Genomic DNA, 18,639 nt, shown 5'->3' on the forward strand with positions numbered 1-18,639 from the left:
ATAAAATGGAGCGGGTGATGGGAATCGAACCCACAACATCAGCTTGGAAGGCTGAGGTTTTGCCATTAAACTACACCCGCATGTAGATATAAAATTCAATTTGGTGCGGCCGAGAGGACTTGAACCTCCACGGGATTAACTCCCACTAGGCCCTCAACCTAGCGCGTCTGCCATTCCGCCACGACCGCTGGCAAAACGCATAATTAGAACTTAATTATCGAGAACATTAACTATTGTAAATGCTTTGTTACGTTTTGTCAATAATAATTTAACTTTATATTAATAAAATTAATTAGCGCTTGATAATCGAACCTCTTATTAAGACAACGATAACTATGATATATCACAACAATTACATTGTCAATGCTTTTATACCCTATAATTTATTTTTTTGTAACACTATACACAAGACGAATTATATAGCATTACATCGTAAATCGTTCTACAATATTATCTTAAACTTCAATTAACAAATACAAGTATGTTCTTTTTAATTATTTTACTACCATAACGTAAGTCAAAGTTAACTAAAAGTACTTTTATATTGAGAATAAAAAATATAAAAAAAGTCACATCATCATATTCAAATCATCGGTTATTACTTTACAATTAATTAAGACACCTAATAATAAATTTGTTAGACAACAATTATCAAACGTATAATTTATGATTGTTAATATTTCAATTTTCAGTATTAAATCAAAAACTGTGAGATAATTTAATGGTTTCTCATTGATTCAAAATAAAATTACATATCTGTTACATCTTATTTTAATAATTGTTCGCCCTTACTCGGCTACTTTTAAATATATCTTCAAGACATATCATAGAAAAACCTGAGACATTATAAATGGCTCAGGTTAAATTTATATAAGATTAGTACAAGTACTCTTTTATCAATTTTAGCAACCTATTTTCAAAACAAAATGGTAATATAAATTCTATCACTTTCTAGTTTGAAGAAGTTTTAAAATACCTCCACATCGTCCACAACGCATTTTTTCCAGATTCACACGCTTTATACGAATAAATTCTTGTTCACAATAGATGCATCTATATTTATAATTAGCTCTATCTTGATAAGATTCTGTTGGAGTACAAAATCTAGGTGCTCCTACTTTAGCGCTCAAAATTTTGAATGCTTTATCACGATGTTGATATCCTTCACCAGATAAATGAAGAAAATAATGACACAGTTCATGTTTTATGATATCAATGACAGTTTTTTCTCCAAACATTTCATACTGTTTTGGATTTATTTCTATATTATGACTACTTAATATATATCTACCACCAGTGGTACGTAAACGCTTATTATAATATACCTCGTGCTTAAAAGCTTTGCCAAAATATTTTATCGCTATACTTTCAGTCAGGCTTTGTAATGCTAAATTATTCATTTGGGTTAACCATTGTCAATGAAACTTTGCCTTTATTTTCATCTATATCTAAAATCCAAACTTCTACAATATCTCCTACACTTATCATATCCATTGTATTTTTAACGAATTTCTTAGATAATTTTGATATGTGTACTAGCCCGTCTTGTTTAACACCGATATCTACAAATGCACCAAAGTCAACAACATTTCTTACTGTGCCATTCAATTTCATGCCTTTAGATAAATCTTCAATCGATAATACATCTGACTTCAAAATAGGTGTTTCAAATTCATCTCTTGGATCTCTATTAGGTGCAATCAATGATTGTATTATATCTTTTAATGTAGGTTCACCAATATTTAATTGAGACACAAGAGTTGAAATATTAACATTTGATAACGTGTTTTTGAGTTTAACGGAACCTATATCTTGTGCAGTTAAATCTAATTGATGAAGCATGCGATATGCAACATCGTAACTTTCAGGGTGTATTGCAGTATTATCTAAAGGTTCTTTACCATCAACAATTCTTAAAAAACCAATACTTTGCTCAAAGGTTTTTGCGCCTAAACGTTTAATCCTACTAATTTCTTTATGATGTTTTATAGGTCCGTTTTCTTCTCTATAATCAATAATATTTTGAGCAATAGTTGATGTGAGACCTGATACATATTGTAATAAGGATTTAGAAGCAGTATTCACATCCACACCAACTTGATTGACGGCAGTCTCCACTACAAACGTTAAAGCCCTACTTAAATCTTTTTGATTGACATCATGTTGGTACTGTCCTACTCCTATAGATTTAGGATCTATTTTAACAAGTTCACTTAAAGGATCCTGAACTCTTCTACCAATTGAAACTGCACTTCGTTCTTCTACTTGAAAATCTGGAAATTCTTGTCTAGCAATTTCTGATGCTGAATAAACTGATGCGCCAGCTTCATTGACTATGATAAATTGTGCTTGAAGTTGATATTTTTTTATTACTTGAGCTACAAATTGTTCAGTTTCTCTACTAGCAGTACCGTTACCAATCGCTAAAAGTTCAATATCATAGTCACTTATCATCTTGACTAGTTCTTTTTCTGCTGACTCAATTTTTGATATTGGTGGATGAGGATAAATAACACCTTTAGCAATAAAGGTACCAAATGGATTGACGACAGCAAGTTTGCACCCTGTTCTAAATGCTGGATCTACTCCAAGAATTTGTTTACCCTTCATTGGTGGTTGTAGTAATAAATTTCTAAGATTTTCACTAAATACATCTATTGCATGAGATTCTGCATTTTGTGTTAAATCTCCTCTAATTTCTCTTTCTATTGAAGGAAGAATTAATCGCTTGAGACTATCCTGAATAGCCTCTTTAATAAACGGAGTTGCCTCATTTTGAGTTTTTATCTCAACATTTTCTATTTCTCTTTGAATACGTGTCGTATCAAAATCAATTTTTATTGATAATACTTTTTCTTTTTCTCCTCGATTCATCGCCAAAACACGATGATTTGCAATACGTTTAATTGGTTCATTGTAATCATAGTACATAGAAAATGTTTGTTTCTCATCTTCGGCTTTTTTCTTTTTCGAGGAAACAATTAGTCCCTGATTATAAACATCTTTAAGTATTTTAGAGCGATATTGAGGATTATCCGAAATACGTTCAGCTATAATATCTTTAGCCCCTTCTATTGCATCTTCAATTGTAGTCACTTCATCATTTAAGAATAATCGGGCTTTATCTTCAATTTTTGAATCCAATTTTGATTGTGAAAACCAGTCTGCTAAATCTTCTAACCCTTTTCTTTTAGCTTCAGTTGCACGTGTTTTCTTTTTTTGTTTATATGGACGATACAAATCCTCAACTCTTTGTAACTTCGTCTGTGTTAATATGTCTTTCTTTAATTCTGACGTTAATAGACCCTGTTGTTCAATATTATGTATTACCTCTTCTTTACGTTTTTGAAGATTTAACATATAGTTATATTCATCATTGATTTGTTTAATTTCTACTTCATCAAGTCCACCTGTAGCTTCTTTACGATATCTCGCTATAAATGGAACCGTATTGTTTTCTTTCAACAATTTTAAAACTGCTTTAATTTGTTTTTCCGAAAATTGATATTTACTTACAATTGTTTCAATTAAACTGTTATCCATTTGTTTTTTCTACCACGCTTTTCTTTAAAATTACTTATTTATCTTAACATAATAATTAAATTTGATTTTCTAGCGCTTTATTTTAATCAGAGTGCCTAGTAAAAATAGAGGTATAATTCAAATTGATAAAATTCATTCGAATAGTATCAAACGTTTCATATAACTAATACTAATTTTCAATTTTATCAAACCTTACAAATACAAATATAAGAAAACCTGAAATGAACTATTTTTTAAATTCATTCCAGGCTATTATAACGGATTTAATTACCAACACTGTTAACAACTCGTTTATTGTCTTGCAGCTTCTTGTAATTTTTTTACTGCAGTACGTTGCAAACGTGAAACATGCATTTGACTAAGACCAATTCTTTCACCAGTCTCTTTTTGGCTAAGACCTTCAATAAAAGTACATTGTATGATTTGTCTTTCTCTCTCCGACAAAATAGGTAAAATACGCTCTAATATCATACGCTTTTCCGTTAAATCATAATTATCATCTTGTTGTCCCATAATATCTAATAATGTAACTGTCGAACCATCTTTATCTGCTTCTATAGAGTGATCCACACTCAGGGCATTGTAACTCTGACCCATCTCCATCGCTTCCAAAACTTCTTCATCTGAAACTTCTAAGCGTTGTGCGATTTCACTAATAGATGGTGAACGTTCAAGTTCATTTGTTAATTCATCACTAACTTTTTTTATTCTTGGACCGATTTCTTTAATACGTCTAGGTACATGAACACTCCATGTTTTATCTCGTAAATATCTTTTAATCTCACCAATAACTGTTGGTACTAAGAAGGCTTCAAACTTACGATCAAATGATAAGTCAAATCTATTAATAGCACCTATTAGACCAACCATACCCACTTGAACTAAATCTTCATGATGTGATTGTCCCTTAGAATATTTATAAGCTAAAGATTCAATTAGCTTACGATAATGTTTTACTAATTTATCTTGAGCTAGGCTATCTTCGTTTTCTTGATGTTGTTTAATCCATTGGTTAATTTGTTCAGGTGATACTTCACTAGCTGATTTCGACTCTTTCGCCATTATTTCGCACCTGCTCTTTTTTTATATACTTAATCATACTGATTGTTACACCAGATTCTTTATAAACAGTAACTTCATCCATTAAAGACTCAATTAAAAATAATCCCAGACCACCCTCACGTAGAAAATCAATATTTTCGTTATCATTATATGGACCTAAATGTGATTTTGTAGCTTCATAATCAAAACTTTCTCCTTGATCTGAAATAACGATTTTAATTCTATCATCAAATATTTCAAAACAAAGATTAATCATACCTGTTTCAGAATTTTTTTTATATGCATGTTTAACCGCATTGGTCACCGCTTCACTCACTGCTATTTTAGAATCCTCTATATCATCGTAAGATGCGCCAGCTCTTGAAAATACCCCTGAAAGCGTCAAACGTATTAAACTTACGTATTCTGCAGAAGCTGGCAACCGCATTTCAATATAATCTTGTGTAGATTGCATGTTATTCTACCTCCGTTCCTTCATTAACATGCATTAAATCTTTTAATCCTGTAATATCAAACAATCTACCTATCCGCTCTGAGACACCTAAGATATAGAGATTTTTATCATTTTGATTTAATGCTTTTAATGTGCCTACGAATAAACCGAGGCCTGTTGAATCCATATAGCTCACATTAGCTAAGTTAACGTGAACATCATGTGTTCCTTCTTGTCTCATTGGTACTAGTACCTCTTCTAATTCAGGTACAGTATATACGTCCAATTCTCCACCAACTTTAACCTCATAAAAATCATCATGAGTTATTGTTTCAATATTTAGATTCATTTAATACACTCCTAGTCTTTATCAGATGTTTTTATCCTACATATGTACTCAAAATTACCTATACCCTACATGAATTAAATTTAATCTACATTTTATAATTTAGTTTACTCTTTTTATAATTAAAATAGTCATATCATCTTTTCTCGCAGGATTTTGTAATTTTAAAATAGCTTCGTAAATAATTTGCACAATATCCTGTGGATGCATATGCTTATATTTTTGAATTAAGTCTAACAACTTATCTTTATCAATAAAATTCCCCTCTACATCACGTGCCTCTGTGACACCATCAGTAAAAATAATGATTAAATCATCAAGGTAAATAGGAATCTCTTGTTGGCTGTAACGTGTTTTGGGGCTCACACCTAGAACTCTTCCTCGCACACCAATTTCCTCAAACGCTTCAGTTTCTGCGCGATATATATAGCCAGGTTCATGCCCAGCTGAGCTACAGTATAGAAGATGATTCATCTCTTCATACAGCCCATAAAACATTGTGACAAACATATTTTGGTTAACGTTCTTTTCAACAACACGGTTCAAACGCTTCAAACCATCACTAGGAAGTTGTGAATGTCCATAAGCATCCATGCCAAATTTTATCATACTCATAGCTAAAGCTGCTGGAATGCCTGAACCTATAACATCTGCCACAGCAAAACTCATTGTGCCATCTTTATGATCAATAAGATTAAAATAATCCCCACTTACTTTTTGTGCAGCAACAGATATCACTCCTATTTGAATGCTATCAAATTGTGGAATATCAGCTTTCAGCATAGTCTGTTGAAGTCTTGAGGCTAAATCCATTTCTTTATCGTGGACTTGAAGCTTATTAACAAGTCTTTGGTAATCTCGGTAACTATATCCAAATCCTTTAACGACTTCTTGTAACACATCGAGCGTTTCTAAAATATCTTCTTCTGCCAAATCTAATGTATTAATATAATCTTTATGTATCTCAACTATATCTTCAGGTAAAACATCTTTCTTTATAACTTCATTTGTGAATGCTTCACATTTCTTAATTAATAATGTTTTATTGTTAGTTATTAAACTTTCTTTAACAAGGGCTTTATAACTTTTTGTGAATTCTTCCACTAAATGTGCCTCCTTACTTCCACTTCAATATCCCATCAGTTTTATAACAATACGAAACCTTTATTTACTTTCTGCGAATAGCATAATTTTTGGTGTTAAAACTTTGTTGATAGCTAAAAAAGACTTTAGGAATGGATAACCTAAAGCCTTAAAAACTCAAGACATCCTTTTATAATAAATACATTTTCATAATAACTATAGTGATACGTCTTAAATCAAAGATAAATAGACATACCGACACCTATACGAGTGTTTAAATATCCTAATATTACTTAAACACTTAATTATTATAAAGTTATTGCCTTTTATTTCAATATTTTTTTATGTTTACTACATATATTTATTTAAGATTTATGATGATCAAAGTTATTTAATCCCAAACTAATATCTAAGGCATTATCAACCTCTATCATTTTACTATCTGATAAAAATGTTAATTTTTCTTTTAAACGCTTTTTATCTAGTGTTCTAATTTGTTCAAGAAGAATAACTGAATCTTTATCTAATTTATACTTTTTCTTTTCAATTTCTACGTGGGTTGGTATTTTCGCTTTATTAATCCTACCAGTAATCGCAGCTACAATTACAGTTGGACTATATTTATTACCAGTATCATTTTGAATGATAACTACAGGTCTTACTCCCCCTTGTTCAGACCCTTGAACTGGTGATAAATCCGCTAAATAAACATCTCCTCTTCTAATCATTCATTCTTGGAATTAGATATTAAATGTGATTCGTTGCAATCACAAGCTTCACACTCTATCGGGAAAGCTTCTGTTGCTAGGGAGAGGTTTAAATCGGCCATTTGTGCATAACCTTCTTTTAAAGATTGTTCAAGACTGTGGTTTCTATTTTGATTAAAAGATAACATGAAAAGAACCTCCATCTGATTCCAAAAGTTGTTATATTAGCATCAATTTAGTTTTATAATAACAAATTTCCTAATCAGTGACTATACTATTTTAACAATTCGTTTGTAACCTCTTCATTATTATCATAATAATATATTCTTGGAAGACGTCTTGATAAATTACATAATACTTCGTAGTTAATTGTACCTTGTTTATTCGCTACTGCTTCAGCTGATTGTGGTGAATCAACATGATTATCCATAAGTATTACTTTTTCACCCGTTTTTACATGAGAAGGAACCTTAACTATCATTTGGTCCATACAAATACGTCCAATGACTTCACATTGATTCCCGTTAACATTGACGAACGCACCTTGCATCGATCTTAAATATCCGTCGGCATACCCAATAGGTAAAATTGCAATTGTCATTTCTTCAGCAGCAGTATATGTACGTCCATAACTAACAGTTTCACCAGCTTTTAGCGTTTTGACTTGAACCGTTTCTGATACTAACTGCGCACTCGGTCTTAAATGAACTTTTACATTATCTTTAACATATTCTGAAGGATAGTATCCATAAAGAGAGATTCCTAATCTTATTGCATTACAAAATTGACCATCCATGAGTAGTGATCCAGCAGAATTTTGACAATGAATATAGATTGGTTTCTCAACTTGATTAACCATCTCTTTGAACAAAGTATATTGTTCATTCATAGAACTTCCAGGTTCATCTGCACTCGCAAAATGTGTGTAAACGCCTTCAAAAACTAAATGATTTCTTTTATTAATTAGGTCAACCACTTCTTTATATTCATATATATCTTTCATTCCAATTCGGCCCATACCAGTATCTAATTTTACATGTAGCCATAAATTTTTTTGGTTATCATCAGGAATTTGCTTGATAGTTTCCTTCAACCATGCTTTAGAAGGTACTGTTAAAGCAACACGATGCTGTATAGCCTTCTCAATGTCTTCTGTTGGAACAACACCTAAAACTAATAATTTAGCATCAACTCCATGCATTCTTAATTCTATTGCTTCATCAAGTGTAGCCACCGCAAAAAATGTTGCACCATGACGCATTAAATGTTGTGCTATTTTCACACTTCCTAATCCATATCCATTAGCTTTAATAACTGAAATGACAGTTTTATTAGCGTGTAATTGATTGAAATTTTGATAATTTGCTAAAATTGCATCTAAATTCACATTTAAATATGTTGCTCTATAAAACTTCTCTGACATATACATGTCCTCCTTGAAACTACTTACTTTATCTTATTTCTGATGATTAAAAATTCTATCTAATTTTCATTCGTTTTTTTCAAGAATAACTTGACTCATAGCATAATTCTCAGTATGTGTAATACTCACATGTGTATCCAAACCAGGATAATCAATACATGGTTTACCTAGTGCATCGTTGTAACAGTTAATATCCTGAAACGATACTGATTTCCCCAACCCAGTACCTAAGGCCTTACTAAATGCCTCTTTCACAGTAAAGCGACCAGCTAAAAATTCTAACCTACGTTGCTCATGTGTATACTGATTTAATTTGTCCCTTTCCTCTATAGTAAGTATTCTTTCAATAAATTTTGTTTGATTCTGAAGATTTTTAATTCGTTTAATTTCTATTAGATCTATACCTATTCCATAAATCACTTGTATCGCCTCTTTAGTATATCATCAATAATCTTTTATCAAGTCTTTAATATATCATCGTTTATTTTTTCTGATGAAGCTACATTTGTCGTTATTGATTTTTGTTGTTTAATTTGTTTTTTTAATCTTTGCGCTTCTCGAATATCTATCAAAGCTATTTCAGAATTCCCCCCAGCAGTTGATAAAGACAGCGAAGCGAGTTGGAACTTTCTCATGATAAATCCCTCAACAATATCTATATTTTGTATTCTAAAGTATGGGATGACGTGCACATCTATAAAAATGATACCTTCTCTAATATGTATTTCTTTATCATCTAAAAAATATCTAAGATGTTTAAACTTAAACCAAGGCACTAGAATCATGAATAAAATACAAACTATTGTAGTTAAAATTATTGCTCCAATTATTAAATTTTTAGTATTAATAAAATGGAATTTTAATTCATTAAGCAATATTAAAATAGACAATGCTATCACTAGTAAAAGTGTCCAAAAAGCACCACTAATTCTCATTACTTTAATACCATTTTGGTGCATATATTTATAAGACTTCATGAGTATCACCTTTCATGTACCAATTTTTGAGTTTAAGAACATTATCTACTTCACTAAACTTCAAGCCAATATTTTGCCTACTACTACCTTTAGCAATAACAAATTGAAAATTTGCGAGTTGGCTTCTTTCAAGAAAGGGATGTTGACTAATAGCCATTCCTAAGACTTTTTCTTTTTTAACATAAAACCTCTTAATATTTAATATAGACGCTTTTTGTACAACTAGCTCTGATTCGCTAAAAGAAAAACCACTAAAATGTGTATAAAGTATAGCGTAAACAAAAAATAATGAGATTGGTAATAAAGCTATAATTAAAGACCATAAAGACCACATATACCATCCAACAATGCCCATACCAATAAGACATAAGGAAGGAATTAAAAAGTGACGATGAAATCCTTTTAAAGGCATGCCAATTTTAGCATGATTAAATGTCATCTCAGGAACTAAAGGCCTAATCACTTTATATGCCTCTTTTCTTGGAATAAACGGTAAAATCATAATTCTTCCGTCATTATCAGTAGGTTCCCCTTCAGTGGCATCTATATCGCTTGTAATATAGAAATGTATAGATGTATAACCAAATAATTTTCGTATAAAAGATTGATGTTCAAGTACACCTTGCAGTCGGTCAGTTGGTACAGTGATATTTTTCTTCGTAAATAATCCATATTGAATTTTAAGTTGATGATTTTCTTGAATAACTCGATATCCATAAAACTTAATTAAGTACATGACAGTTCCGATTATATAACTTAATAATAACACTAGTATGACAATAAAAATGACAATGAAATATATCGTTTTAAATACTGAAGATATTTCTTCACCAAATTTATCCCATGGAATAACACTTGAGAGACTGCCAATAATAGGGGATAGCGTCACAAAAGCAAGCGCTATAGCTCCACTTGTCATAGACATAAATAATAGTTGCTTAAAAGGCATTTTAAATATGGCATATTGAGGCTTGGCATGTTGCTGATATGTCTGAGTATGGTTCTCTTCATTTAACTCTTTAGCTTCTTGATTTACCTGGTTATTCATGCGTTCTTGAATAGATTGCAATTCTTGTTCAATAACTTCACTTTGCTTTTTTGAAATTGTCCCTAACTCTATGCCATCACTAGGTGTTTTAATGATGAGTTCAACACCGCCAACAATCTGATTAATCAAACCTTGAGACGTATCTGCAGATTGTATGCGACTAATATTAAGTTCTTTTCGTTCCTTATTAAAAACACCAGTAGTTAATATAAAATGATCCTCTTCAATCCAATATCGTGTATTATAAACCTTAATAATATTATGAATGAAGCCGATAGAAAATATCAAAGTCATTATACCTGGAATAATATAAGACGAAAAATCATCATATTTAAAATCTTTTATATTAAATAAAAAGATGATAATTACAATGAAATTTGATTTAATCACACTAATCAAGCCATCAATATAAGAAATTGGATGTAGCTTTTGCGGACTATACATCGTCATTGGCACCTCTCAATCTCAATAGTATTTGTTGTTGAATATTTTGTGCTTCTTTCTCAGATATTATTGGAAATGAGATTGTATGACCTGCAGTAAATAAAGTTACAGAATTAAGATTTAATTTTTTTGATAACGGATTAGTTCCAATATCAATAAATTGTATTCTCTCTATTTTGCTTAATTCTTCTTTCTTAAAAATAAATAATCTTTTTAAAATGACAAAATCTTCGTGAATTTTATAATAACGATATCTATATTTAATTAGTGGAGATATACAAGTGTTTAAAATCGATAACAAACCTAGCCCAAGAAAGATGTATGATGTAAAAGGCCACCAATGATTTAAAAAACTAAAATACAAAAGTAAACTGAATATTATAAGCAAAATAAATAAACCTATACAACTAGTGATGTAATAGTACTTTAGCGCTTGGATTGGACTTCTATGAAACGTACTATCATTTTTCATAAATGTACTCCTTTTCAAGATTTACCCACATTATAGCATAGTGATAATAAAGTCTAAAAAATAACAGCGACCAATATTTTCAATGTATTATTTATTAAAAAATAATTTATTTCCATACAAAAATGAAAAAATTCATATCGACACGTCACACCTAATATATAATAAGATTTATGCTCAATACATATGTACTTTTTAATCCGTATAAATAAAAATGCCTGAGACAAAAAATATTATCTCAGGCTAGTTAATTAATTTATTTTTGGTGATCTGCAAATGTGCGACCTTTTAGTGATTGATTACCACTTTTTTGCTGCTTATCTCTACGGTCAAATTTCTTTGAATTTTTCTTTTTACTTGATTGACCTTTAGAACCTTTTGATCGTCTATTTTTATTATCAAACTTACCATTACCACGTTTATGATTACTTCTTCTAAAACCGCCTTTACTACTGCGATTTTTACGTGCTAACGGTTTTTCAAATGTTAATTGTACTTCCACTTCATCGTTAGCTTCTACAAGTTCTTGAAGTAAAGAGGCTACTAATTCTGTACTATCATATTCTTTAAGTAATTCACTTGATATTCTTTGTAAACGCGGCTCGTTCTCTCTTGACATCCAGTTTTGAACTCTTTCTTTAATATCATCTTCACGCGCTTTAAGCACCTCTTTACGATGTGGAGGTCTTAATGCTTTCATTCGACGATTATTGACATCTTCAATTTGTCGAATATAATCCATCTCAATTGGATTTACAAAAGTAACTGCAATACCTTCTTTTCCTGCTCGACCGGTACGTCCAATACGGTGAGTATAACTTTCTGTATCTTGAGGGATATCAAAATTATAAACATGACTCACACCAGAAATATCAAGACCACGTGCAGCAACATCTGTAGCAACTAAAATATCTATTTGATCGTTCTTAAATTTCTTCAATACTTCTAGACGTTTCGCTTGGGTAATATCGCCATGTAAACCTTCTGCTTTGTATCCTTTAGATAATAGCGCGCTTGTTAATTCGTCTACGCGGCGTTTAGTACGACCAAAGACAATCGCCAATTCAGGTTGATGAACATCTAAAAAGTTTGTAAATGTATCAAATTTCTCTAATTCTTTAACGATTGTATAATATTCATCAATTTGAGGATCTGACATTTCATTATTCATTGTCTTAATTATTTTAGGAGCTTTCATAAACTGCTGTACCAATTCTTGGATTGCTTTTGGCATCGTAGCTGAAAATAACATAGTTTGACGTTGCTCAGCTGGAATTTTATCCATAATAAATCTCATATCATCGATGAATCCCATATTCATCATTTCATCTGCTTCATCTAAAATAAGCGTGTGAATTCCCTGAGTTTTAAGTGTACGACGATTAAGATGATCAATAACTCTTCCTGGCGTACCTACTACAATTTGAGGGCCTCTTTTTAATGCTTTAATCTGTCTTTCAATAGGCATACCGCCAAAGACTGTAACAACTTGTACTTTTTGACCTTTACTGAACTCTCTTAATTGCTCAGCTACTTGCATAGCAAGCTCTCTCGTTGGCGCAAGAATTAATGATTGAACACCCTGTTGGCCTACAACTTTCTCAATTAAAGGTATACCAAACGCCCCTGTTTTCCCAGTACCAGTTTGGGCTTGTCCAAGGATGTCATCTCCTTCTAACGCGTAAGGGATGCTATCTTTTTGGATAGGTGTCGGTTCTTTAAACCCCATTGCTTCCAATGTTTGAACCGTTTTATCCGAAATCCCTAGTTCTTTAAAATTTTGCAAAATAATTCTCCTTTTACGTGTATATTTCTTAATATGCTTTTTTACATATATGGTCACTTATGTTTTATCAACTTCTATATAGTACCACCTTAAAAATATTATAGCAATAAAGCAATTTCACACATTTACTGTTTTCAATGTAATTCATCAAACAATTTAACTTTCAAAAAGGTCGTGCAATATGTAATGTAAGCGTTTTGCATGATTTACTAAAAAAATAAAAGCATGCGTTGAAAGTAACATCCAAATTAATTTACAGATGCTCATTCATTGCATGCTTTAAAATTAGATTTTATATTACAACAATGCGTCAACAACTTCCTCAAGCTTCATACCCCGTGAACCTTTAACTAAGACTTTGTCCTCTGGTTTAACTTGAGATATTAACGTCTGAATTAACTGTTCTTTTTGATCAAAGTGTTTTGCTTCTTTAACAAAAATTTTACCACTATCATGGATATAACTGGCTTCTTTACCAAATGTATATAAAACATCTATATTTTTATCTTTCAAATATTCACCAACTTGTTTGTGCATCACTTGACTATTAAGTCCTAATTCAAGTACATCTGCTAATATTAAAATTTTTCGACCTTTCATGACACTTAATGTATCAATGGCAGCTTTCATACTTGTTGGACTTGCATTATATGCGTCATTAATTACTGTTACATTATTTGATGATTCATGTCTTTCCATTCTCATAGCAGTTAATTGCACATTGTGAATATTATTTTGAATTATTGTTTCATTTAAGCCTAATTCATGTCCAATAGCAATTGCAATAGCAGCGTTTTTCATATTATGCGTGCCCAAAATTGGTAAATGATAATGTTCTTTTTGGTTGATAGTAAAATGAATACCTTCGTTTTTCACATCGTTCATATGACAAGTATATGTATTGTCTGAATTTAATCCAATGCTGATTAATTTGGCATCTTTAACTTGAGTAACATGAGGTTTTAATAAAGGTTCATCTCCGTCATAAATAAATATACCATTTGTTTTGAGACCAGTTGTTATTTCAAATTTAGCTTTTGCAATGCCTTCTCGCGATCCTAAATCTTGCATATGTGACTCACCAATGTTTGTGATGACAGCTATATCAGGTTGTGCGATGTTAGATAACAACTCTATTTGATGAAAACCTGACATTCCCATTTCTAGAATAGAAATTTCTGTGTCTTCATCAAGTTCTAGTAAAGTCAACGGCATTCCAATTTCATTATTATAATTTCCTTGTGTTTTCTTAACTTTAAATTCAGTTGATAATACACTTTCAATCATGTCTTTTGTGGTTGTTTTTCCATTAGAACCAGTGACCGCTATCACCTTAGGATTTACATGATTTAGATATGCTTTTGCCAATTGCTGTAAGGCTATTAAAGTATCTTCTACCCAAATAATAGGACCTTGGATCTCTTCAGAATACCTATTCTCTTTTTCACTAAAAACAGCTCCAGCACCATCGTTCAATGCTTGTGTAATAAAACGATGGCCATCAACATTCTCGCCTTTAAACGGTATAAATAACGACCCTTCATTGATTTCCCGTGAATCAATTGAAACCCCATTTATTGTTTCTTTTAGATGTTTTTCATCAATTTCACAATCTATCCAGTTTTTAATTTGCTCTAATGTGACGTTTATCATAACTAAAACCTCTAATAATCAATTTTATATTTATTTTTCTTTTTATCTTCATAACGTTCTTTAGCCAAATCAATCAATTTAGCAATTAAATCAGGGTAAGATAAGCCCATATTTTTCCATAAGTTTGGATACATACTATATGCAGTAAATCCTGGCATGGCATTTGTTTCATTGATATAAATTTGATTATCATCAGTAACAAAGAAATCTGCACGAACTAATCCCGAACAATCAGTAGCTTTAAAGGCCTCTAATGCCATGTTTCTTAATGTCATTTGAACATCTTGATCTAAATCTGCTGGAATATCTAATTTAATCTTACCGTCTTTATACTTTGATTTATAATCATAAAATGCTACATCCTTAACAACCTCACCAGGCCATGTTGTTTCAGGATAATCGTTACCTAAGACAGCTACTTCAATCTCTCTAGCATTAATCCCTTGTTCAATGACAAGTTTACGATCAAATTGGAATGCTTCAGCTATCCCAGATTTTAATTCTTCTTCATTGTTACATTTACTTATACCAACACTTGAACCGAGATTAGCAGGTTTTACAAATACCGGATATGTTAACTTATCATTAACTAATTTAATGATATTATTTTCATATTTTTCATACTCACTTCTTAAAAAGCTAATATAAGGTAATTGAGGTAAACCTCTATGCTCAAATAATTGTTTCATCACGAGTTTGTCCATTGAGCTTGAAGCAGCTAACACACCATTACCTACATATGGTATATCAAGTACCTCAAAAAGACCTTGGATAGTTCCATCTTCTCCATTTGGACCATGTAATAACGGGAACACTGCATCATATGATCTTCCTAAACTACCTTTACTGAGTAATTGTGAGATTTCTCCAGTTTCTACATCGTTAATGACGAGTTCGTCAGTATTTTTTATTTCTTGTGTAATATTATCTTTTTTCTTCCATTCACCATCGTTTGTTATATAAATGATATCAACTTGATATCGTTCTTTATCAATTGCGTTTAAAACATTTTGTGCAGTTAAAATTGAAACATCGTGTTCTGCACTTTTACCTCCAAAAACGATACAAATATTTTCTTTTGTCATTTCGTTTTCCTCCATTACAATTACAGTTCTTTTAGCTTTTTTCTTTGACGTAATTGTTTAATTGTTCTTTTTATTTGCTACTTTAAGTTCATAACGACTTCTGAAACTTAATATTATCATATTTTGAAATTCAATTGCATTTGATAATCTAAATATAGAACTAAATTTTAGTGACAATTTGGGCTAATATACATATTTTATTATGACTATTGCATATTAAAAGTTAAAAAGGTGCTATCATTCTTTGATATTCTAGCAAATTTAAAAGAAGTCATGTAAAATTAATATATATTTGATTAGAAAATTTGAATGAATACCGATAATTAAAATATTGTAAAAGTATCTACAGCAATTTTGAAAAGTGATCCATATACATAAAGGAGTAAGCAATGAATTATTCTTCTCGTCAACAACCTAAACGAAACTGGTTACGTAAAGTCGACTGGATACTCGTACTAGTTATATCGCTATTAGCACTAACAAGTGTTATTTTAATCAGTTCCGCTATGGGTGGCGGACAATATAGTGCAAATTTCAGTATTAGACAAATCATTTATTATATTTTCGGAGCTATTATTGCACTTTTAATTATGATAATTTCACCGAAGAAAATTAAAAGTAATACTTATATTTTATATAGTATATTTTGCATTCTATTAATAGGATTACTTATTTTACCTGAAACTTCAATCACCCCAATTATTAATGGTGCTAAAAGTTGGTACAGTTTCGGTCCTATAAGCATCCAACCTTCCGAATTCATGAAAATTATACTTATACTTGCTTTAGCTAAAACGATATCTAAACATAACCAATTTACATTTAATAAGTCTTTTCAGTCTGATTTAATGTTATTTTTTAAAATTATAGGTGTATCCATTATACCTATGGCATTAATTCTATTGCAAAATGACTTAGGTACTACTTTGGTGTTATGTGCAATTATAGCTGGTGTCATGTTAGTAAGTGGAATAACATGGAGAATATTAGCACCTCTTTTTATTGTTGCATTTGTAAGTGGCTCTAGTATTATATTAGCTATCATTTATAAACCATCCTTAATAGAGAGCCTATTAGGAATAAAAATGTATCAAATGGGACGTATCAATTCTTGGTTAGATCCCTATTCATACAGTAGTGGGGATGGATATCACTTAACAGAATCTTTAAAAGCTATTGGTTCTGGTCAATTATTAGGTAAAGGTTATAACCATGGCGAAGTTTATATTCCTGAGAATCATACCGACTTTATTTTTTCAGTGATTGGCGAAGAAATGGGCTTTATAGGTTCAGTATTATTGATATTACTTTTCTTATTCTTAATATTCCACCTTATACGATTAGCTAGTAAAATTGATAATCAGTTTAACAAAGTATTTATCATAGGATATGTATCGTTGATTGTCTTTCACGTGTTACAAAATATCGGCATGACGGTTCAATTACTACCTATTACAGGTATACCACTTCCGTTTATTAGTTACGGCGGAAGTTCTTTATGGAGTTTAATGACTGGTATAGGAGTAGTTCTTTCAATTTATTATCATGAACCTCAACGATATCAAATACCCGCATTATCTAAAAAATCTAATACAATTTAACCTATATAAAAAAGAGACACTATTCACATTGAACAGTGTCTCTCTTTTTTATATTAATTTAGATAATCAATACATAAAATATTATATTATCATGCAAATCATTTTAATTCATGACTTACTTGATTAGATGTAGGCAAAGTATTAATAATATCTAAACGAGATTTAGTTTTCTTAATATTCACACCCAATGATGATAATAATTTGACTACATTTTGAATCTTATCCTGATTCTTCACAATTATCACCTCGTTAGAAATAGCTTCATATCCATCATACCCTAATTACTTCTACTTTACTACATCATCCAAGAAATATTTTTAAATATTTCTAAAAGTTATAATAATTCAAAGAAAAAAACGAATTAAACACAATCCTTTAATTATAAAATACGAAATCCGCAATCGTAAATTTCTTTTTCAATGTTATTTAAATTTGCGGGAGTGTCAAATTCCACGCGAATCTCATTCATTTGGTAATCGATATCCACACTATTGATGCCTATCATCTTAGATAAATGATCTTTGAGCTGTTTCTCTTGTTCAGTTGTTTTAATACCTGAAACATGTATCAATCCTTTTTTCAATTTCATACCCTCTTAATCTTTTATTAATTTTTGGAATGTCACGAGCAATTCATCCATTGCTTCTTCTTGCGCACCGTCGTTTATTTTTTCCATAATACAACCCTTCATGTGATGATCTAGTAATTTAATAGCTACACTATTCAATGCTGAACGTGTTGCTCTAATTTGAGTTAGTACATCATCACAGTAAACATCGTCATCAATCATACGATTGATTGCTCTTACTTGACCTTCTATTCTATTTAATCTTGATTTTAAATTTGTTTTTATTTGCTCTGAGTGATGTGCACTCTCCATGTCTGCCATAAAGTCACCTCTGTTCATATTATATCGTATTATTCATAAATTCACTCGTCAATGATTCAGTTAATTAAATATCATCTCACCATGATATTC

At 30.9% G+C, this 18,639-nt stretch carries 20 protein-coding genes and 2 tRNA genes; 1 reads left to right on the forward strand and 21 read right to left on the reverse strand.

From position 1 onward, the window contains the following. Positions 1-6 precede the first annotated feature (6 nt). The 18 genes from HMPREF2663_RS00005 to HMPREF2663_RS00090 form a co-directional block, all read right to left on the reverse strand. Positions 7-80, reverse strand: a tRNA-Gly gene (locus HMPREF2663_RS00005). Between the two features lie 21 nt (positions 81-101). Then, positions 102-188 (reverse strand) — tRNA-Leu (locus HMPREF2663_RS00010). A gap of 756 nt (positions 189-944) precedes the next feature. Continuing rightward, entirely contained in the window at positions 945-1,400 is a 456-nt protein-coding gene (locus tag HMPREF2663_RS00015; RefSeq protein WP_070845522.1) for a SprT family protein, read from the reverse strand. Then, the gene (locus HMPREF2663_RS00020) at positions 1,393-3,543 is read right to left on the reverse strand and encodes a Tex family protein (RefSeq protein WP_070845524.1); all 2,151 of its coding nucleotides are present in this window, start codon (positions 3,541-3,543) and stop codon (positions 1,393-1,395) included. Before HMPREF2663_RS00020 ends, HMPREF2663_RS00015 begins: the two co-directional genes overlap by 8 nt. A gap of 291 nt (positions 3,544-3,834) precedes the next feature. Continuing rightward, positions 3,835-4,605, reverse strand: coding sequence for an RNA polymerase sigma factor SigB (gene sigB / locus HMPREF2663_RS00025; protein WP_002447754.1), 771 nt, complete (start codon positions 4,603-4,605; stop codon positions 3,835-3,837). Beyond that, positions 4,580-5,059, reverse strand: a complete 480-nt coding sequence (gene rsbW, locus HMPREF2663_RS00030) for an anti-sigma B factor RsbW (RefSeq protein ID WP_002447755.1) — start codon at positions 5,057-5,059, stop codon at positions 4,580-4,582. The genes sigB and rsbW overlap by 26 nt, the downstream gene beginning before the upstream one ends. Before the next feature lies 1 nt (position 5,060). After that, positions 5,061-5,387: an anti-sigma factor antagonist gene (locus tag HMPREF2663_RS00035; protein WP_001829952.1), complete on the reverse strand. Its 327-nt coding sequence runs from the start codon at positions 5,385-5,387 to the stop codon at positions 5,061-5,063. Positions 5,388-5,486: 99 nt separating this feature from the next. Then, on the reverse strand, positions 5,487-6,488 hold the full coding sequence (locus HMPREF2663_RS00040; protein WP_002447756.1) for a PP2C family protein-serine/threonine phosphatase: 1,002 nt from the start codon (positions 6,486-6,488) through the stop codon (positions 5,487-5,489). A gap of 344 nt (positions 6,489-6,832) precedes the next feature. Then, complete coding sequence (locus HMPREF2663_RS00045; protein ID WP_002447757.1) at positions 6,833-7,195, reverse strand: type II toxin-antitoxin system PemK/MazF family toxin; 363 nt, start codon at positions 7,193-7,195, stop codon at positions 6,833-6,835. Then, complete coding sequence (gene mazE, locus HMPREF2663_RS00050) at positions 7,192-7,362, reverse strand: type II toxin-antitoxin system antitoxin MazE (RefSeq protein WP_001829931.1); 171 nt, start codon at positions 7,360-7,362, stop codon at positions 7,192-7,194. Before mazE ends, HMPREF2663_RS00045 begins: the two co-directional genes overlap by 4 nt. 86 nt (positions 7,363-7,448) lie before the next feature. Next, positions 7,449-8,597, reverse strand: a complete 1,149-nt coding sequence (gene alr, locus HMPREF2663_RS00055) for an alanine racemase (protein ID WP_002475027.1) — start codon at positions 8,595-8,597, stop codon at positions 7,449-7,451. Positions 8,598-8,663: 66 nt separating this feature from the next. Next, on the reverse strand, positions 8,664-9,017 hold the full coding sequence (gene acpS / locus HMPREF2663_RS00060) for a holo-ACP synthase (RefSeq protein WP_070845526.1): 354 nt from the start codon (positions 9,015-9,017) through the stop codon (positions 8,664-8,666). A 38-nt stretch (positions 9,018-9,055) separates the two neighbouring features. Next, positions 9,056-9,574: a PH domain-containing protein gene (locus tag HMPREF2663_RS00065; RefSeq protein ID WP_002447760.1), complete on the reverse strand. Its 519-nt coding sequence runs from the start codon at positions 9,572-9,574 to the stop codon at positions 9,056-9,058. Further along, complete coding sequence (locus tag HMPREF2663_RS00070; RefSeq protein ID WP_070845527.1) at positions 9,561-11,066, reverse strand: PH domain-containing protein; 1,506 nt, start codon at positions 11,064-11,066, stop codon at positions 9,561-9,563. The genes HMPREF2663_RS00065 and HMPREF2663_RS00070 overlap by 14 nt, the downstream gene beginning before the upstream one ends. Continuing rightward, positions 11,059-11,538, reverse strand: a complete 480-nt coding sequence (locus HMPREF2663_RS00075; RefSeq protein ID WP_002447762.1) for a PH domain-containing protein — start codon at positions 11,536-11,538, stop codon at positions 11,059-11,061. Before HMPREF2663_RS00075 ends, HMPREF2663_RS00070 begins: the two co-directional genes overlap by 8 nt. Before the next feature lie 253 nt (positions 11,539-11,791). Next, entirely contained in the window at positions 11,792-13,321 is a 1,530-nt protein-coding gene (locus HMPREF2663_RS00080; RefSeq protein ID WP_020363515.1) for a degradosome RNA helicase CshA, read from the reverse strand. Positions 13,322-13,618: 297 nt separating this feature from the next. Next, positions 13,619-14,974: a UDP-N-acetylmuramoyl-tripeptide--D-alanyl-D-alanine ligase gene (gene murF, locus HMPREF2663_RS00085; protein ID WP_070845529.1), complete on the reverse strand. Its 1,356-nt coding sequence runs from the start codon at positions 14,972-14,974 to the stop codon at positions 13,619-13,621. An 11-nt stretch (positions 14,975-14,985) separates the two neighbouring features. Next, positions 14,986-16,059, reverse strand: coding sequence for a D-alanine--D-alanine ligase (locus tag HMPREF2663_RS00090; protein WP_002458698.1), 1,074 nt, complete (start codon positions 16,057-16,059; stop codon positions 14,986-14,988). A gap of 389 nt (positions 16,060-16,448) precedes the next feature. Here HMPREF2663_RS00090 and HMPREF2663_RS00095 point away from each other — a divergent pair, with 389 nt between their 5' ends. Further along, a complete protein-coding gene (locus HMPREF2663_RS00095) occupies positions 16,449-17,660 on the forward strand; it encodes an FtsW/RodA/SpoVE family cell cycle protein (protein ID WP_002447766.1) in 1,212 nt (403 codons plus the stop codon). A 98-nt stretch (positions 17,661-17,758) separates the two neighbouring features. Here the strand turns inward: HMPREF2663_RS00095 and HMPREF2663_RS00100 are convergent, their stop codons facing one another. The 3 genes from HMPREF2663_RS00100 to csoR form a co-directional block, all read right to left on the reverse strand. Continuing rightward, positions 17,759-17,896: an Lmo0850 family protein gene (locus tag HMPREF2663_RS00100; protein ID WP_001829949.1), complete on the reverse strand. Its 138-nt coding sequence runs from the start codon at positions 17,894-17,896 to the stop codon at positions 17,759-17,761. 143 nt (positions 17,897-18,039) lie between these two features. After that, positions 18,040-18,249: a putative copper chaperone CsoZ gene (locus HMPREF2663_RS00105; protein WP_002447767.1), complete on the reverse strand. Its 210-nt coding sequence runs from the start codon at positions 18,247-18,249 to the stop codon at positions 18,040-18,042. Positions 18,250-18,255: 6 nt separating this feature from the next. Further along, a complete protein-coding gene (gene csoR, locus HMPREF2663_RS00110; protein WP_002458700.1) occupies positions 18,256-18,549 on the reverse strand; it encodes a copper-sensing transcriptional repressor CsoR in 294 nt (97 codons plus the stop codon). Between the last annotated feature and the right edge of the window lie 90 nt (positions 18,550-18,639).

It is taken from the genome of Staphylococcus sp. HMSC077D08 (assembly GCF_001837945.1).
GTDB classification, from domain to species: Bacteria; Bacillota; Bacilli; order Staphylococcales; family Staphylococcaceae; genus Staphylococcus; species Staphylococcus epidermidis.

Coding starts and splice junctions, on each gene's coding strand:
- mazE (WP_001829931.1), bottom strand. CDS start 7,362: ATGTTATCTTTTAATCAAAATAGAAACCACAGTCTTGAACAATCTTTA.
- murF (WP_070845529.1), bottom strand. CDS start 14,974: ATGATAAACGTCACATTAGAGCAAATTAAAAACTGGATAGATTGTGAA.
- HMPREF2663_RS00075 (WP_002447762.1), bottom strand. CDS start 11,538: ATGAAAAATGATAGTACGTTTCATAGAAGTCCAATCCAAGCGCTAAAG.
- HMPREF2663_RS00020 (WP_070845524.1), bottom strand. CDS start 3,543: ATGGATAACAGTTTAATTGAAACAATTGTAAGTAAATATCAATTTTCG.
- rsbW (WP_002447755.1), bottom strand. CDS start 5,059: ATGCAATCTACACAAGATTATATTGAAATGCGGTTGCCAGCTTCTGCA.
- csoR (WP_002458700.1), bottom strand. CDS start 18,549: ATGGCAGACATGGAGAGTGCACATCACTCAGAGCAAATAAAAACAAAT.
- HMPREF2663_RS00090 (WP_002458698.1), bottom strand. CDS start 16,059: ATGACAAAAGAAAATATTTGTATCGTTTTTGGAGGTAAAAGTGCAGAA.
- alr (WP_002475027.1), bottom strand. CDS start 8,597: ATGTCAGAGAAGTTTTATAGAGCAACATATTTAAATGTGAATTTAGAT.
- HMPREF2663_RS00105 (WP_002447767.1), bottom strand. CDS start 18,249: ATGAAATTGAAAAAAGGATTGATACATGTTTCAGGTATTAAAACAACT.
- HMPREF2663_RS00065 (WP_002447760.1), bottom strand. CDS start 9,574: ATGAAGTCTTATAAATATATGCACCAAAATGGTATTAAAGTAATGAGA.
- HMPREF2663_RS00070 (WP_070845527.1), bottom strand. CDS start 11,066: ATGTATAGTCCGCAAAAGCTACATCCAATTTCTTATATTGATGGCTTG.
- HMPREF2663_RS00095 (WP_002447766.1), top strand. CDS start 16,449: ATGAATTATTCTTCTCGTCAACAACCTAAACGAAACTGGTTACGTAAA.
- HMPREF2663_RS00045 (WP_002447757.1), bottom strand. CDS start 7,195: ATGATTAGAAGAGGAGATGTTTATTTAGCGGATTTATCACCAGTTCAA.
- HMPREF2663_RS00035 (WP_001829952.1), bottom strand. CDS start 5,387: ATGAATCTAAATATTGAAACAATAACTCATGATGATTTTTATGAGGTT.
- HMPREF2663_RS00015 (WP_070845522.1), bottom strand. CDS start 1,400: ATGAATAATTTAGCATTACAAAGCCTGACTGAAAGTATAGCGATAAAA.
- sigB (WP_002447754.1), bottom strand. CDS start 4,605: ATGGCGAAAGAGTCGAAATCAGCTAGTGAAGTATCACCTGAACAAATT.